At 71.8% G+C, this 14,019-nt stretch carries 16 protein-coding genes and 1 tRNA gene; 12 read left to right on the top strand and 5 right to left on the bottom strand.

Translation table 11 applies throughout. From position 1 onward, the window contains the following. Window positions 1-8: 8 nt before the first annotated feature. The gene (locus tag AOM03_RS04015) at window positions 9-1,178 is read right to left on the bottom strand and encodes a PucR family transcriptional regulator (RefSeq protein ID WP_062378485.1); all 1,170 of its coding nucleotides are present in this window, start codon (window positions 1,176-1,178) and stop codon (window positions 9-11) included. A 157-nt stretch (window positions 1,179-1,335) separates the two neighbouring features. Between AOM03_RS04015 and AOM03_RS04010 the strand changes: the two genes are divergently transcribed. Further along, a complete protein-coding gene (locus AOM03_RS04010) occupies window positions 1,336-2,529 on the top strand; it encodes a hypothetical protein (protein ID WP_062378484.1) in 1,194 nt (397 codons plus the stop codon). Window positions 2,530-2,598: 69 nt separating this feature from the next. Here the strand turns inward: AOM03_RS04010 and aceE are convergent, their stop codons facing one another. Further along, window positions 2,599-5,394 (bottom strand): pyruvate dehydrogenase (acetyl-transferring), homodimeric type, encoded by a 2,796-nt coding sequence (gene aceE, locus AOM03_RS04005; protein ID WP_082092085.1) that lies wholly within the window; start codon window positions 5,392-5,394, stop codon window positions 2,599-2,601. Between the two features lie 230 nt (window positions 5,395-5,624). Between aceE and AOM03_RS04000 the strand changes: the two genes are divergently transcribed. The 8 genes from AOM03_RS04000 to AOM03_RS03970 all read left to right on the top strand — a co-directional run bounded on the left by AOM03_RS04000 (window position 5,625) and on the right by AOM03_RS03970 (window position 10,092). Then, entirely contained in the window at window positions 5,625-6,023 is a 399-nt protein-coding gene (locus tag AOM03_RS04000) for a DUF3052 domain-containing protein (protein ID WP_062379183.1), read from the top strand. Beyond that, complete coding sequence (locus AOM03_RS03995) at window positions 6,020-6,484, top strand: peroxiredoxin (RefSeq protein WP_369345440.1); 465 nt, start codon at window positions 6,020-6,022, stop codon at window positions 6,482-6,484. Before AOM03_RS04000 ends, AOM03_RS03995 begins: the two co-directional genes overlap by 4 nt. A 181-nt stretch (window positions 6,485-6,665) precedes the next feature. Continuing rightward, window positions 6,666-7,307 carry a SatD family protein gene (locus AOM03_RS03990; RefSeq protein ID WP_062378481.1) on the top strand — a complete coding sequence of 214 codons (642 nt, stop codon included), beginning with the start codon at window positions 6,666-6,668 and terminating at the stop codon, window positions 7,305-7,307. Continuing rightward, window positions 7,304-8,017, top strand: coding sequence for a hypothetical protein (locus AOM03_RS03985; RefSeq protein WP_062378480.1), 714 nt, complete (start codon window positions 7,304-7,306; stop codon window positions 8,015-8,017). Before AOM03_RS03990 ends, AOM03_RS03985 begins: the two co-directional genes overlap by 4 nt. 136 nt (window positions 8,018-8,153) lie before the next feature. After that, window positions 8,154-8,227: transfer RNA gene (locus AOM03_RS03980), tRNA-Val, on the top strand. Between the two features lie 260 nt (window positions 8,228-8,487). Then, a complete protein-coding gene (locus AOM03_RS03975) occupies window positions 8,488-8,898 on the top strand; it encodes a hypothetical protein (protein WP_062378479.1) in 411 nt (136 codons plus the stop codon). Between the two features lie 33 nt (window positions 8,899-8,931). Continuing rightward, on the top strand, window positions 8,932-9,135 hold the full coding sequence (locus AOM03_RS12640; protein WP_156157602.1) for a hypothetical protein: 204 nt from the start codon (window positions 8,932-8,934) through the stop codon (window positions 9,133-9,135). A gap of 489 nt (window positions 9,136-9,624) precedes the next feature. Next, window positions 9,625-10,092 carry a GyrI-like domain-containing protein gene (locus AOM03_RS03970; protein ID WP_062378478.1) on the top strand — a complete coding sequence of 156 codons (468 nt, stop codon included), beginning with the start codon at window positions 9,625-9,627 and terminating at the stop codon, window positions 10,090-10,092. A gap of 75 nt (window positions 10,093-10,167) precedes the next feature. Here AOM03_RS03970 and AOM03_RS03965 read toward each other — a convergent pair whose 3' ends face one another. Beyond that, window positions 10,168-10,533, bottom strand: a complete 366-nt coding sequence (locus AOM03_RS03965; RefSeq protein WP_062378477.1) for an ArsR/SmtB family transcription factor — start codon at window positions 10,531-10,533, stop codon at window positions 10,168-10,170. An 83-nt stretch (window positions 10,534-10,616) separates the two neighbouring features. Here AOM03_RS03965 and AOM03_RS03960 point away from each other — a divergent pair, with 83 nt between their 5' ends. Both AOM03_RS03960 and AOM03_RS03955 read left to right on the top strand, forming a co-directional pair. Continuing rightward, the gene (locus tag AOM03_RS03960; protein ID WP_227589877.1) at window positions 10,617-11,705 is read left to right on the top strand and encodes a permease; all 1,089 of its coding nucleotides are present in this window, start codon (window positions 10,617-10,619) and stop codon (window positions 11,703-11,705) included. Window positions 11,706-11,742: 37 nt separating this feature from the next. Beyond that, the gene (locus AOM03_RS03955) at window positions 11,743-11,979 is read left to right on the top strand and encodes a thioredoxin family protein (protein ID WP_062378476.1); all 237 of its coding nucleotides are present in this window, start codon (window positions 11,743-11,745) and stop codon (window positions 11,977-11,979) included. A 76-nt stretch (window positions 11,980-12,055) separates the two neighbouring features. Here the strand turns inward: AOM03_RS03955 and AOM03_RS03950 are convergent, their stop codons facing one another. After that, complete coding sequence (locus tag AOM03_RS03950) at window positions 12,056-12,511, bottom strand: HD domain-containing protein (RefSeq protein WP_062378475.1); 456 nt, start codon at window positions 12,509-12,511, stop codon at window positions 12,056-12,058. Between the two features lies 1 nt (window position 12,512). Then, window positions 12,513-13,031 carry a hypothetical protein gene (locus AOM03_RS03945; RefSeq protein WP_062378474.1) on the bottom strand — a complete coding sequence of 173 codons (519 nt, stop codon included), beginning with the start codon at window positions 13,029-13,031 and terminating at the stop codon, window positions 12,513-12,515. Window positions 13,032-13,158: 127 nt separating this feature from the next. Between AOM03_RS03945 and AOM03_RS03940 the strand changes: the two genes are divergently transcribed. Further along, window positions 13,159-14,010, top strand: a complete 852-nt coding sequence (locus tag AOM03_RS03940) for a potassium channel family protein (protein ID WP_062378473.1) — start codon at window positions 13,159-13,161, stop codon at window positions 14,008-14,010. Window positions 14,011-14,019 lie beyond the last annotated feature (9 nt).

Below are 14,019 nucleotides of genomic sequence, written 5' to 3'. Positions count from 1 at the left end.
TGGGGTCTCTACAAAGGGGAGTGGTCGGCGTCGCGCAGGCGACCGAGCGCGAAGGCGAACTGCAGCACGTGCGCGTCGCGGGTGCTGAGCACGTCCCACCCGGTCATCTCCGCCACCTTCTTGAGCCGGTAGCGCACCGTGTTGGCATGGACGAACATGGTGCGGGCCGCCAGTTCGAGCGACCGCCCCGAGTCGAGGAACGTCGCGACGGTCTCCTGGAGCGAGCCGCCCGCGGCCGCGATGGGGTCGTAGGCGACGGCGACCAGGCGCTCGGCGGCGCTCGCATCGCCCACCAGGACGCGCTCGGGCAGCAGCTCGTCCGCGCTCACGGGGCGGGGGGCGAGCGCCCAGGCGGGGGCCGCGGAGGCGCCGGCCATGGCGGCGCGGGTGGCGCGGGCGACCTCGACGAGCGTGACCGCCGGCGGCCCGGTGACCACGGGACCGGGGCCGAAGCAGGGCAGAAGCGTCGTCGCGAGCTGGTCGTGGTCCGCATCCGAGCGGGCGATGACGACCAGATCCTCGCCATGGATGCCCACGAGCGATCCCGGCGCGGCGCGGCGGACGGTGCGGCGCAGCTCCGCGGACTGGACCTCGCCCAGCGGACCGTCGGTGCGGCCCACCATGACGAGCGTGGGGCCGGGCTTCCAGCCCAGGGCCGCCGCGCGCGAGGGGAGATCGTCGCCCACCTCGCCGCGTACCAGGGAGTCCACCACGAGCGCCTCGAGCCGCGCGTCCCAGGCGCCGCGGGATTCGGCGGCCCGCGCGTAGACCTCCGCCGCGGAGAACGCGATCTCGCGGGAGTAGCGCAGCACCGCCTCGCGCAGGTGGGCCTCCGAGCCGGGGGCGGCGAACTCGTCGGAGTGGTCCTCGACCACGGTGACAACCGTGCGGACGATGCTGAGCGTGTGCTGGAGGGAGATCGCACGGGTGAGCTCGGGCGGGGCGGCCGCGAACACCTCGAGGGCGCCGCGGTGGTGGGCGTGCGGGTCCGAGAACCACGCGACGAAGGACGTGATGCCGGCCTGCGCGACCGACCCGACCCAGGAGCGCTCCTGCGCGGGCAGCTGGCGGAACCAGGGGAACTCGGCGTCGAGCGACTTCAGCGCCGCGGTGGCGAGCCGGCCCGTGCCGCCGCGCAGGCGGCGCAGGGTCTCGACCCGCATCTCGGGGGTGACCATGGGCCTCAGGGTAATGGGCGTTTGTGGGAACCGGACAAGCCTCCGGTCCCGCGACACGCTCGCGAGGCGTGGCGCGACCTGCCGCATTTGTCGGGACGGCCGGGATAGCGTGACGTGCATCACCCTGTCCCACCCTTCCCTGTTGCGAGGAGACGCCATGACACCCCGACCCCGTCCGATCACCGGAGCCCTGCTCGGACTCCTCCTCGGGATCGTGGTGCTCGGCCTGCTGTGGCAGGGAGGCATGGTCCCGCCCGACCGCCTCCCCGTGTTCCTCATCCTCGCCGCGACCATCCTCGCGACCGCCGGCCTGCTGACCCGCTCGGTGTCCGCGGCCCGCGCGCGCTTCGTCACGGTCGCCGTGATCGCCGGCATCCTGACCGGCGTGGGCCTCACGGGCATCCCGGAGACGTTCCGCACCGGTGCCGTCTCCGAGGGCTGCACCCTCCAGGCCACCGCCGGCGGCCTGGTCGCCACGCCTGCGGACACGTCGATCGTGTCGCGCTTCACCGTCACGGCGGACGAGGCGGTCCAGTGGAGCGCCACCGCCGCCACCCCGATCGCCGTGACCGAGCGCCAGGCCGGGCTCACCCTCGCGGGCTTCGACGTGCCGGTCCGCACGGTCACCGTCACGGGCGCGGAGCCCGTCGAGGCGCTGTCCGGCTCGCTCGACGTCGCGGGAGCTCTCACGTGGATCGAGGACCGCACGTCGCTCGAGGTCTCGGGCGTCTACCACCTGTTCGGCTCGGTCACCGGCGACGAGGGCGCGTGCGCGTTCGAGGGCTACGCCGTGCTCATGCCGGAGTCGCCCTGGGCCACTAACACGCTGATCGGCCTGTGGATCGCGCTCGGCGTCCTGCTCCTGCTCACCGCGTGGGGCGCGTTCGCCGTCCGCTCGTCGTTCGTCAAGGCGCGTCGCGCCGCCGAGGAGGCCTCGCGCTTCCACACCGGCACCATCTCCACCGCCGCGGTCGCGGCCGGCGTCACGCGCGGCCACGTCGCCGCGGACGTCGAGGCCTCGTCCACCACGTCCTGGGACGATGCGACGGTTCCGCCGGCCGATGCGGTCGTCGAGCCCGCGTCGGGAGACCTGGACGACGACACCCGCGAGGTCGACGTGCGCACCGTGCGCGAGGAGGGCGCGGCGGATGACGAGGCCGAGGTCGAGGTCGCCGACGAGGCCGAGGCGGCCCCGGAGACCGAGGCAGCCGACGCATCGTCCACCGACGATGCCGAGGCAACCGACGAGCCCGAGGCAACCGACGCATCGTCCACCGACGATGCCGAGGCAACAGACGAGCCCGAGGCGACCGATGCATCGTCCACCGAGGAGGACGCGCCGCGCGCGTGACCTGAGACGCGAGAAGGGGGATCGGCCCGCGGGCCGATCCCCCTTCTCGCGCGTGGAGCGCCGGACCCGCTAGGCGTCACCGCCGGCGTTGCCCGAGGTGCCCTTGGTCACGTCGTGGAGCTCGAAGCGGCCGATCGCGTCCGCCGTGGTGCCCCGCTCGACCTCGCCGCGGCGCTCGAGCTGCTGGAGCACCCGGACCGCGGTCGAGGCGCCGTCGATCTTGAAGAAGCGGCGCGCGGCGGCGCGGGTGTCGGAGAAGCCGAAGCCGTCCGCACCCAGCGTCGCGTACTCGCCCGGGACCCAGGCGCGGATTTGATCGGTGACCAGGTGGTCGTAGTCCGAGGTCGCGACGAACGGGCCGTTCGCGCCCTGCAGGCGCTGGGTGAGGAAGGGCGTGCGCGCCTCCTCGTCGGGGTGGAGGAAGGCGTGCTGCTCGGCGGCGAGGGCGTCGCGGCGCAGCTCGTTCCAGGACGTCACCGACCACACGGCCGCGCGGACGCCGTAGTGCTGGAGCAGCAGCTCCTGCGCCTCGATCGCCCACGGCACCGCCACGCCGGAGGCGAGGATCTGTGCCTCCGGGCCGTGACCCTCGGGCGCCGGCGCGTACCGGTAGATGCCCTTGAGGATGCCCTCGACGTCGACGTTCTCCGGCTCGGCCGGCTGCTGGTACGGCTCGTTGTACACCGTGAGGTAGTACATGACGTTCTTGTCGCGGCCGTCCTCGGGCCCGTACATGCGGTCGATGCCGTCGCGCACGATGTGGCGGATCTCGTAGCCGAATGCCGGGTCGTAGTGGACCACCGCGGTGTTCGTGCCGGCGAGGATGGGGGAGTGTCCGTCGCCGTGCTGCAGGCCCTCGCCCGCGAGGGTGGTGCGGCCGGCCGTGGCGCCGATGATGAAGCCGCGGGTGAGCTGGTCGCCCGCCGCCCAGAACTGGTCGCCCGTGCGCTGGAAGCCGAACATCGAGTAGAAGATGTAGAACGGCACCAGCGGCTGGCCGTGCGTCGCGTAGGACGTGCCCACGGCCTGGAACGCGGCGGCGGAGCCGGCCTCGTTGATGCCCGTGTGCATGATCTGCCCGGCCTCGGACTCCTTGTAGCTCAGCATGAGCTCGCGGTCCACCGGCAGGTAGTTCTGGCCGTTCGTGTTGAAGATCTTGGCCGACGGGAAGATCGAGTCGAGGCCGAAGGTGCGCGCCTCGTCGGGGATGATCGGCACGATGCGGTTGCCGAACCCCTTGTCTCGCACCAGGTCCTTGAACAGGCGGACGAACGCCATGGTCGTCGCCACCTCCTGCTTGCCCGATCCCTTGGCCAGCAGGTCGTAGGCGCGGTCCTCGGGCAGCTCGATGGGCGCGGGCTCGGCGCGGCGCTCCGGCACCCAGCCCCCGAGCGCGCGGCGGCGGTCCAGCATGTACTGCACCGCCGGGTCGTCGAAGCCCGGGTGGTAGTACGGCGGGTTGTACGGGTCGGCCTCGAGCTCCTCGTCCGTGAACGGGATGTCGAAGGTGTCGCGCAGGACCTTGAGGTCCGCGGTCGCGAGCTTCTTCATCTGGTGCGTCGCGTTGCGCGCGGCGAAGTTGGCGCCCAGGCCGTAGCCCTTGATGGTCTTCGCGAGGATGACCGTGGGCTTGCCGTTCTTCTCCTGCGTCGCGCGGGCGTAGGCGGCGTAGAGCTTGCGGTAGTCGTGGCCGCCGCGCTTGAGCGCCCAGATCTCGTCGTCCGTCATGTCCTTGACCAGCTCCTTGGCGCGCGGGTCGCCGCCGAAGAACTGGTCGCGGATGAACGCGCCGGACTCGGCGCGGAACGTCTGGAAGTCGCCGTCGGGGACGGTGTTCATGAGGTTGACCAGCGCGCCGTCGTCGTCGCGCTTGAGCAGCGGATCCCAGCCGCGGCCCCACACGACCTTGAGGACGTTCCAGCCGGCGCCGCGGAAGTACGCCTCGAGCTCCTGGATGATCTTGCCGTTGCCGCGCACCGGGCCGTCGAGGCGCTGCAGGTTGCAGTTGACCACGAAGGTGAGGTTGTCGAGCCCCTGCGTCGCCGCGAGCTGGAGCATGCCGCGGCTCTCCGGCTCGTCCATCTCGCCGTCGCCCAGGAATGCCCACACGTGCTGCTCGGAGGTGTCCTTGAGGCCGCGGTTGTGCAGGTAGCGGTTGGTCCACGCCTGGTAGATCGCGGACGCGGGGCCCAGGCCCATGGACACCGTGGGGAACTCCCACAGGTCGGGCATGAGGCGCGGGTGCGGGTAGGAGGACAGGCCGCGGCCCGGGCCGGACTTCTCCTGGCGGAACGAGTCGAGGTCCTCCTGCTGGAAGCGGCCCTCGACGAAGCCGCGGGCGTACACGCCGGGCGCCGCGTGGCCCTGGAAGTAGACCTGGTCGCCGCCGCCGGGGTGGTCCTTGCCGCGGAAGAAGTGGTTGAGGCCCACCTCGTAGAGCGTCGCGACGGAGGCGTAGGAGGAGATGTGGCCGCCCACGCCCTTGCCGCCGGCCTGCGCGCGCGTGACCATGACGGCGGCGTTCCAGCGGATCCAGCCGCGGTAGCGGCGCTCGATCTCCTCGTCGCCGGGGAACTCGGGCTCGTCGTCCGCGTGAATGGTGTTGACGTACGGCGTGTTGAGGCTCAGCGGGACGGAGAGCTGGCGCTTCGACGCGTGCTCGACGAGCTGGTCGACGATGTATTCGGCGCGGGACTCACCCCCGTCCTCGATCAGACCATCGAGGGACTCGAGCCACTCGTTGGTCTCGCCCGGGTCCTTGTCTACCGCACCGAAGTGTGCCACTGGTGACCTTCCTGAAGGTGCGCGCGGGTAGCGCGCGTGAATGGGGATCCGCGGCCTGGTCGAAGCCGCCTTCGGACACATTCTTGCCACAACTTGGGGGAATGTCACGCCAGCCTCCGGGCGGCGCATCCGGCCCCGTCGGCGTGACTCTTCTCACCCCGCCCGGGTGTCCGATTCGACCCCGCGCAGGGCGGCGCATTGCACCCCGGCGGGCCGTGGCCCTACTGTTGTCGCCAGGCGCTCAATGGTGCGCCTTCAGCGACGAAAGGGGTGCCGCCGCCGTGGCGACGCAGGAGGACGCGAAGACCGCTATGGAGGGGGTTGTCGCGCGGCTCGGACTCCAATCCGGGCACATCATCCAGGAGTACGGCTACGACGACGACACGGACGCGGACTTCCGCGCCGCGGTCGAGGCGGCGACCGGCGAGGACCTTGTCGACGAGGACTACGGCGACGTCACCGACGCGGTGATCGTCTGGTTCCGCGACGGCGACGACGACCTGACCGACCTGCTGGTCGACGCTCAGACGCTGCTCGACGACGGCGCGCCCGTGTGGCTGTGCACCCCCAAGGCCGGCACGGCCGGACACGTGCTGCCCCGAGACATCCAGGAGTCCGCGTCGCTCGCGGGGCTCCACGCCACGTCCACGTTCGTGGTCGGCGGCTCGTGGTCCGCCACCCATCTGGTCGAGAAGGGCCGCTCCAAGTGACGCATCGCATGGTGGGCCGCCCGGCCCCCGCGTTCTCTTTGACCGACACCCATGGACGAGCCGTCGCGCTCGAGGACCTCCGCGGCACGGCCGTGCTGCTGGTCTTCGTGCCGTTCGCGTTCTCCGACACGTGCACCAACGAGCTGATCGACCTGCGCGATGCCGCGGACCTGCAGGGCCGCGACGACCTGCGCATCGTGGTGATCAGCTGCGACTCGGTGTACACGCTCAAGGCGTGGGCCGACACGCACGGCTACAAGGCGGACCTGCTGTCCGACTTCTGGCCGCACGGCGAGGCCGCCCGCGCGTACGGCGTGTTCAACCCGCGCAAGGGGCTCGCCTCGCGGGGCTCGGTCCTCATCGACGCCGAGGGCGTGGTGCGCTGGGCGATCATCAACCCCGAGGGCGAGGCGCGCGACCTCGACGACTACCGGACCGCCGTCCAGCACCTGCTGGGCTGAGGCGAGGGCCGGGGCGGGGCCGTTCGGCGGTCCCGGGGCCGGTGCCCGGACCCACGAAGGTCCCGTCGCATCGTCCGCCCCCCACCTCTCTCGTCTCCACACTCTCCGCCCCACATCGTCCGCCCCCACATCGTCCGCAAAAATGCTTATATCTTGACGGTATAAGCGTTATTGTGGCGGCATGGAGCACGTCGCCGCCGTCATCGTCGACATCGTCGGCTCCCGCACGCTCGCCGACCGTGCAGGCGCCCAGCGGGCGGTCCTCGCCGCCTTCGCCGACGCCGAGGCCACCCTGGACGATGCGCCGGCGCGCCCCCTCGCGGGCACCGTGGGCGACGAGTTCCAGGGTGTCTACGCCTCGCTGGCCGACGCGCTTGCCGTCACCACCCTCGCGCCGCTGCTGCTGCCCGAGGAGATCCGGGTCCGCTCCGGCATCGGCCTGGGCGAGGTGGTCGAGGTCGACGGCGACATCTCGGACGGCTCCGGCTGGTGGCGCGCCCGCGAGGCCATCCAGGAGGCGCATCGCCGCGAGGATGCGGGGGAGCGGTCGGTCCTGTCGTGGTGTGTCGGAGGGGAGGGGGACGATGCGGGCATGGCCTCCTCGTTCCTGCTGCTCCGCGATCATGTGGTCGGGCGGATGAAGGCCCGCGAGCGCCGCATCGCTGCCGGGCTGCTGCGCGGCGTGTCCCAGCAGGAGCTCGCCGCCGACGAGTCGATCACGCAGGGCGCCGTGTCGCAGGCCGCGCACCGGTCCGGGGCTGCCGCGCTGAGAGCGGCGCTGGAGCAGGTGGCCGGTGTGCTGCGTTCGGAGGATTCCGCATGACCGCCGCGGTGCTGCTCGCGCTGGTCGCCGGCGCGGACCTGGTGACGTGGCGGCTCGGGACGTCGATCCGTGCGGGGCTCGCGGTCGGCGGGTGGGTCGCGGCCGTCCTCGTCGCGGCGGTGGCGCTCGGCGACGTGGCGTGGTTCTGGGCCGGCGTGGCCGCCTGCGTGACCGCCGCATGGATCCTGGTGCGCCGGGCATTCGGCGCGGACGTGGCCGCCGTGGTGCTCGTCGTCGCGACGGGCGCGCTGCTCCTGGTGGACGATGCTCGGGGTCAGGCCCCGCTCGTGGTCGCCGGGGCGGCTCTTGCCGTGCTGCTCACGCATGCCGCCAACGACGTCTGCCGCGACGTGCTCGTGAGGGCCGGGGCGGTGGCCGGCGGTGAGGTGGAAGCCGGTGCGGCGGGAGCCGGCGTGGTGGGAGCCGGCGCGGTGCAGGACGACCCCGCCGAGGCATCGACCCCGGTCACCCATCTCAAGGGCGGCCGGTTCATCGGGCCGCTCGAGCGCTGGCTCATCGCCGCGCTCGCGCTCGTGGGTGCGCAGGCGGTGATCGTGGGCCTCATGGCGGCCAAGGGCATCGGGCGCTTCCCGGAGATCTCCGGTGACCGCCGTCGCGGCGCGGCCGCGGAGGAGTTCCTGGTGGGCAGCCTGGTCAGCTGGGCGCTCGCGGGGCTCGCGGCCGCGGCGCTCGCGGTGCTTCGCGGCTGAGTTGCCGCCTTCTCGGGCGCCCGAAGCGCCGGCGCCGCTGCGAACCCGTGTCGCTGTGACTCTGTGCCGCTGAGAACCCGCGCCGCTGAGAATCCGCGCGGCGGAGAACCCGCGCCGCCTGGCACAATGGTCGCCCGGGCCCTTAGCTCAGTTGGTTAGAGCACTGCGTTTACACCGCAGGTGTCATCGGTTCGAGTCCGGTAGGGCCCACTCCCGGCGCGTTGGCGACCATGTTCTACCTGTGGCGCGCACGGATCCCGCAGAATCGACAACCAGCTACCCATTCGGGGACGGCGGCGTGGAGTCCGGCGCGATGTTGCGTGTACAGGGCCGCTTGAGCGCCTGTGGCGCGCTGTGCATCCCGGCCGCCCCCACGATTGTGGACAACTCGATGGTGACGTGTGCCGCCACGTAGCGTCGGCCGCGTGGCACATCGACGAATGCGGGCGGCGGGCGGTCGGAGGCATTGCATGCGGAGGAGCCTGCCCCGCAAGGCCATGGTCGTGGCGATTGCGGCGTTGGGCGGCGCCTTCATCGGCGCGTCGCTCGCCTTGGCAGCGGTAGCCGCGCTCGTGGACGTCGATCCACTCGCGGCGGCCGCGTCGTTGAACTCGACAGCGGTGGCGATCGCGGCGTTGGGCGGCGCATATGGCGGTGTGCGCACGCTCCGGCAGCGAACCGAGGCGGATCAACGTGCCGAATGGTGGCGCCGTGCCGAGCGGTGCGGCGAGTACATCGTCAGTGGCGACGTCGACCGGCTCGAGATCGCGGTGGGCCTGCTCGCCGCCCTCGAACGCGACGACAACCGCACCGGTTCCCGCGAACGGCTCTACTTTGACGCGTTGAGCGGTGCCGGAGCGGTGGACGCGTCGCGCCGCTGAGCACGATACTGACGGTGGTGAAAGGGGGCTTTGGTGGAGGAGCGGACTGAGGCCGTGCGGCGGATGGATGTGCGTATCAAGGCCGCGCGACTCAACATCAGCAATGCGCGAAAGCTGGGCATTGATCCCGATCCGTGGATCGTCGAACTCTCGCGCCAACAGACCTCGGCCGAGAGGTACAACGCTCGGCACGCCTCGCCCGCCGGCGCCCGCGCGAACAAGCGTTCGGGGAATTGAGCGGCGGTTTCGACCGGAACGGGCGGCGTCCGTGCCGGTCGCTCAACGGTCCCCGCAGCAGGTGCCCGACGCCGATCCCCAGCAGGAACGTGGTGATGGACGGCTGGGCGAGCCAGTCGGCGCCCCCGAGCTCCTCCTGCGTACCAGGTAGCGACGGCGTGTAGATGTCGATCGACAGCGGCGCGAGCGCGGTGAGCGTCGCGAGCAGGGGCAGTAGCCGGCTCAGACGAGGCAGGGGCGCACGGCGAGGGCGGCTCTGTGTCGGTGCGTTCGAGCCCCTCCGGGGTCACTGACGTCATCGTCATCCCTGTTCTTGGACGCGCCGGTCTGTCGATGCCATTGCAGGCGAGTTAGTGCTCGCCGGCCAATGCCAGACTCTCGATGGTCGCTATCGGAATCGGCGGCGGACATGGACGAGTTGCCGGCGCGCGGCCTCCGCGGCCGACGCCTAGGCTCGAAGACGGGGCTCGCTGTCGAGGAGGATCGGCCATGACGCTTCAGGATCCGCAGGTGGTCGACCTGCCAGAGCAGCACGTCGCGGTGGTGTCCGGCGTGGTGCCGATGGCGGAGCTGGGGGGATTCTTCGGCAAGGCCTTCGCCGCGGTGTGGGCGGCGACCCAGAAGCAGGGTGTCGAGCCCGCCGAGGCGCCGTTCGCGCGGTACCGCGGCATGCCCGCCGACGTGTGCGACCTGGACGTCGGGATGGCCGTCGCGACCCCGATCGAGGTCGATGGCGACGTCCATCCATCCACTCTGCCTGCGGGCCGCGCGGTGACGGCTATCCACGCCGGCGCCTATGACGCGGTGGGGGAGAGTTGGGGGCGCCTGATGGCGTGGACCGCGGATCAGGGTCTGGCTCCGGCGGGACCGTTCTGGGAGGTGTACCTCAACGAGCCCGTGCCGGGGATGGATCCGGCGGACCTCAGGACGCAGCTCGTGATCCCGGTCGAGGGCTGAGCGCGGGCCAGCAGGGCCTCTCAGCGCTCCTGGTGGTAGCCCAGCGCACGAACCACCGCAGAGACGTGCGCGGATCTACCGCTGGCGAGGGGCGGTGGAGCCTGCGGCGGCCGTGAGGATGTCCTGCAGCGGCTCGAGGGCCTCGGCGCGCACCGTGAAGTGCGCCCAGCGGCCGCGCTGCTCGCGATCGACCAGGCCCGCGTCGACCAGCCGCTTCATGTGGTGGCTCATGGTCGGCTGGCTGATGCCCAGTTCGTCGGGCAGGTGGCACGCGCATGCGGTGCCGTCCGCGGACTCGGCGAGGTGGAGCAGCAGGCGCACGCGGGTGGGGTCGCTCAGCGCTTTGAAGGCCTCCGCGAGCCTCTCGGCGCGGTCGGCGTCGAGCAGGGCGGGGCCCTCGGGGGTGCAGCAGGGCGCCTCGGCGATCTCGAGCTCGATCATGCGCCAAGCCTACGGCTCGTATTGACGAATGTCGATGCGTTGCTAGGCTTGACGTATCGATGAACGTCAATAGGAGGTGGACGATGGCCGAGCAGGCTGAGGTGCGCAGCGCGGGACCCGCACCGGACCGCGCATCCACCCGTCGCATGCCCCGGCCGTCGCGCAGGGTCGCGCTGGTGCTCGCGGCCTACGCCGTCGGCATCGCCGTCTACGTGCTCAACGAGCGGTTCTGGGACTGGCTGCTGTGGGATGTGGTCGGGCTCGAGCCCGGCTCGCGCGCGGGGGAGTCGATTCACTTCTTCCTGTTCGACACGGTGAAGATCCTGCTGCTGCTCACCGGCGTCATCCTCGCGGTGAGCGTGCTGCGCACCTTCATCACGCCCGAGCGCGTGCGAGCCCTCTTGGGCGGCCGCCGCGAGGGCGTGGGCAACGTCATCGCCGCGGGCCTGGGCGTGGCCGCACCGTTCTGCTCGTGCAGCGCGGTGCCGGGCTTCATCGGCTTCGTCTCCGCGGGCGTGCCGCTCGGCGTCACCATGAGCTTCCTCATCGCATCGCCCCTGGTCAACGAGGTAGCGGTCGTGCTCCTGCTCAGCACGTTCGGGCTGGGCCCCGCGCTGCTCTACGCGGTGACCGGCTTCGCGATCGCGGTGATCGCGGGCCTGGTGATCGGACGCATGCGTCCCGAGCGCTGGGTGGAGCCCTGGGTGCTCGAGCCGCGCGGGCGGGGCCTCCAGATGGCGGCCGGCACGCGGCCCACCTGGGACGACCGCCTGGCCGAGGGCCTCGCCGAGACCCGGACCCTGCTGCGCAAGGTGTGGCCGTACCTGGTGGTGGGCATCGGCCTCGGCGCGGCCATCCACGGGTGGCTGCCGGAGGATCTGGTCGCCCGGATCGCGGGCGGCGACAACCCGTTCGGCGTGCTCGCCGCCGTGCTGCTGGGCGTCCCGCTGTACTCGGGCGCCGCCGGGGTCCTGCCGCTGGTGGACGCGCTGTTCGCCAAGGGCGTCCCCATGGGCACGCTGCTCGCCTTCATGATGGCGACCGTCGCGCTCTCCGTTCCCGAGCTGGTGATCCTGCGCCGCGTGATCCGCCCGCGCCTCATCGCGCTGTTCGTCGCCATCGTCGCCGCGGGCATCGTGCTCGCCGGCTACCTGTTCAACGCGGTCCTGTAGCGGGCCGCCCGACACCGACCCACCGAAGGAGAGAGCCATGGACATCGCGATCCTGGGACACGGATGCAAGAACTGCGACACCCTCGAGGCGCGCACGCGCGAGGTGCTGGCCGCGCGCGGCGCCCAGGCGACGGTCACCCACGTCACCGACGACGTCGAGATCGCGGCGGCCGGCGTGATGCGCACGCCCGCGCTCGTGGTCGACGGGACGCTCGTCATCGCCGGTCAGGTGCCGACCGTCGCGCGGCTCGAGGAGCTCATCCCGTCGTCGTGACGCCCGAGCGCCGTCGCATCCCGACGCGTCAGCGCTGCGAGCCGTCAGCCCTCCCTCGCGTCAGTGCTCCCACGCATCAGCGCTCCCACGCGTCCGTGAGGCCGAGCGTCGTGCGCGCCGTCGCGTACTTTTCCGAGAGCGTGGCGGCGCGCTCCGGCTCCGCGGCCGCGAGCAGCGCGACGCGCGAGGGATCGGTGTTGTCGGTGATGTCGGCGTGCTTGACCATGACCGCCCACGGGTTCGCCGCCACCCGGGCGTAGTACGCGTGGGATTCCTCACCCGCGACGCGCGTGAGCGCCACGACCGCCTCCACGGTGCGCGGGTCCACCCCGTGCGCCAGGAGCCGGTCGGCGTCCCAGCCGGTGTCCTCGATCACGTCGTGCAGCCACGCGGCGTCGACGACGCCCCGCTCGCATTCCGGATAGAGCCGGCGCACGTGCTCGGCCACGCGCATCGGGTGGCCGATGTACGCCCGGCCGGCCTTGTCCGTCTGCCCGGCGTGCGCCGCCGCGGCGATCTCCACCACGTGCATGTCAGTCCTCCTCGCTCAGCTGGCGTAGCACCATGCCTGCCGGGAGTGTCCCATGCAGCCACTTCCACATGGCGGTGCCGGCGTCCTGGGCGGTGGGGAAGATGTCGTCCTCGCTGTCGCCGTCACGGTGGACGCGGCGCGCGAAGCACTCGGGTCCGGGCACACCGTTTACCTCGACGATGTACCCGCCGTCCACCCGCATGGTCTGGCACCACACCTCGGGCAGTGCGGCGAGGTCGGCGACGCCGAACTGGCCCTTGACGGACAGGGTGGCCACCTTGGCCTGCAGCTGCGCGCGGGTGCGCACCGCGTCCCGAGCCACGGAGCTGCGCTTCCAGCGGATGTGCGCGCCGCGCTGAGGCCTGGCTCGCAGCCATCGCTCGACCTCCTCGCCCAACCCGGCCGAGGCATCGTCCCCGGACAAGGCGTCATCGAGCTCGAGCATCGTCTCCAGGTCGAGGTCCTCGACCGGGACGGTGCCCGTGCCCGGCGCGGGGGCGTCAGTGGTGATGGTGGTCATGTCGCTCCTTTCGACGTCTCCACTGTCTCGCGACCCTCTGACAGTCGTTCCGGGACCGCGCCCCGGCGCGCGCTAGCCTCGACACAGCGGGGGCGTCGCGCCCGCGGCAGGCGAGGGGAGACGACCGGTGGCGGTGCCCGACGTGATCAAGGGCGACAGCGAGCGGCTGCGCGCGTACGCCAAGCGAGCGGACTTCCTCATGCTCGTGCTCGCCGTCGCCTTCCTGGTGGTGTGGTCCCTGCGAGTGGCGTTCTGGGGGGTCGTGCCCGGTGCGATCCGGGGCGTGCTCATCACCGCGCAGGCAGCCATCTGGCTCGCGTTCGTGGTCGACATCGTGATCCGCGTGGTGCTCAGCGAGGAGCGGTGGAGGTTCATTCGCCAGCACCCCATCGACGTCATCGCGGTGGTCATCCCCGCCGCGCGGCCGCTCAAGATCCTCGCGGTGTTCACCTCCGGCACCATGCTCGCGAGCCGCAAGGGCGCCGTGAAGTCGACGCAGGCGATCCTCATCTCCGTGGTGCTGCTCATGTGGATCGGCGCCGTCGCCATCCTCGAGGCCGAGCGAGGCTCTCCGGACGCGCAGATCACCCACTTCGGCGACGCGATCTGGTGGTCGCTGGTCACCATGACCACGGTGGGCTACGGCGACTACGCGCCGGTCACGCCCGAGGGACGCGTGGTCGCGACGGTCATCATGCTCGTGGGCGTCGCGCTCATCGGCGTCATCACGGCCACCGTCGCGGCGTGGTTCGTCTCGCTCACGCAGGGCGAGGACGAGGAGCGCGAGGAGGTCACCCGCAACCAGCTGCTGGACCGCATCGCGCAGCTCGAGGGCAAGCTCGACGCGATCGCGGCCCACGCGGGCATGCCCGCGACGCCGACGGCGCCCGAGCGCGCCGAGAGCCCCGCGAGCGGCCTGCCCCACCAGACCCCGCAGGCGCCCCCATCCGACGGAGAGACCAGGCCCTCCAGCGAGTAGCCTGGGCGC

The organism is Demequina pelophila, from assembly GCF_000971175.1.
Lineage (GTDB): Bacteria > Actinomycetota > Actinomycetes > Actinomycetales > Demequinaceae > Demequina > Demequina pelophila.
This window is presented reverse-complemented; position numbering and strand designations above follow the sequence as displayed.

Bases quoted from the DNA above. Each gene is read 5' to 3' on its own strand.
- AOM03_RS04015 (WP_062378485.1), bottom strand. From the start codon at position 1,178: ATGGTCACCCCCGAGATGCGGGTCGAGACCCTGCGCCGCCTGCGCGGC.
- AOM03_RS04010 (WP_062378484.1), top strand. From the start codon at position 1,336: ATGACACCCCGACCCCGTCCGATCACCGGAGCCCTGCTCGGACTCCTC.
- aceE (WP_082092085.1), bottom strand. From the start codon at position 5,394: ATGTGTCCGAAGGCGGCTTCGACCAGGCCGCGGATCCCCATTCACGCG.
- AOM03_RS04000 (WP_062379183.1), top strand. From the start codon at position 5,625: ATGGAGGGGGTTGTCGCGCGGCTCGGACTCCAATCCGGGCACATCATC.
- AOM03_RS03990 (WP_062378481.1), top strand. From the start codon at position 6,666: ATGGAGCACGTCGCCGCCGTCATCGTCGACATCGTCGGCTCCCGCACG.
- AOM03_RS03985 (WP_062378480.1), top strand. From the start codon at position 7,304: ATGACCGCCGCGGTGCTGCTCGCGCTGGTCGCCGGCGCGGACCTGGTG.
- AOM03_RS03975 (WP_062378479.1), top strand. From the start codon at position 8,488: ATGCGGAGGAGCCTGCCCCGCAAGGCCATGGTCGTGGCGATTGCGGCG.
- AOM03_RS03970 (WP_062378478.1), top strand. From the start codon at position 9,625: ATGACGCTTCAGGATCCGCAGGTGGTCGACCTGCCAGAGCAGCACGTC.
- AOM03_RS03965 (WP_062378477.1), bottom strand. From the start codon at position 10,533: ATGATCGAGCTCGAGATCGCCGAGGCGCCCTGCTGCACCCCCGAGGGC.
- AOM03_RS03960 (WP_227589877.1), top strand. From the start codon at position 10,617: ATGGCCGAGCAGGCTGAGGTGCGCAGCGCGGGACCCGCACCGGACCGC.
- AOM03_RS03955 (WP_062378476.1), top strand. From the start codon at position 11,743: ATGGACATCGCGATCCTGGGACACGGATGCAAGAACTGCGACACCCTC.
- AOM03_RS03950 (WP_062378475.1), bottom strand. From the start codon at position 12,511: ATGCACGTGGTGGAGATCGCCGCGGCGGCGCACGCCGGGCAGACGGAC.
- AOM03_RS03945 (WP_062378474.1), bottom strand. From the start codon at position 13,031: ATGACCACCATCACCACTGACGCCCCCGCGCCGGGCACGGGCACCGTC.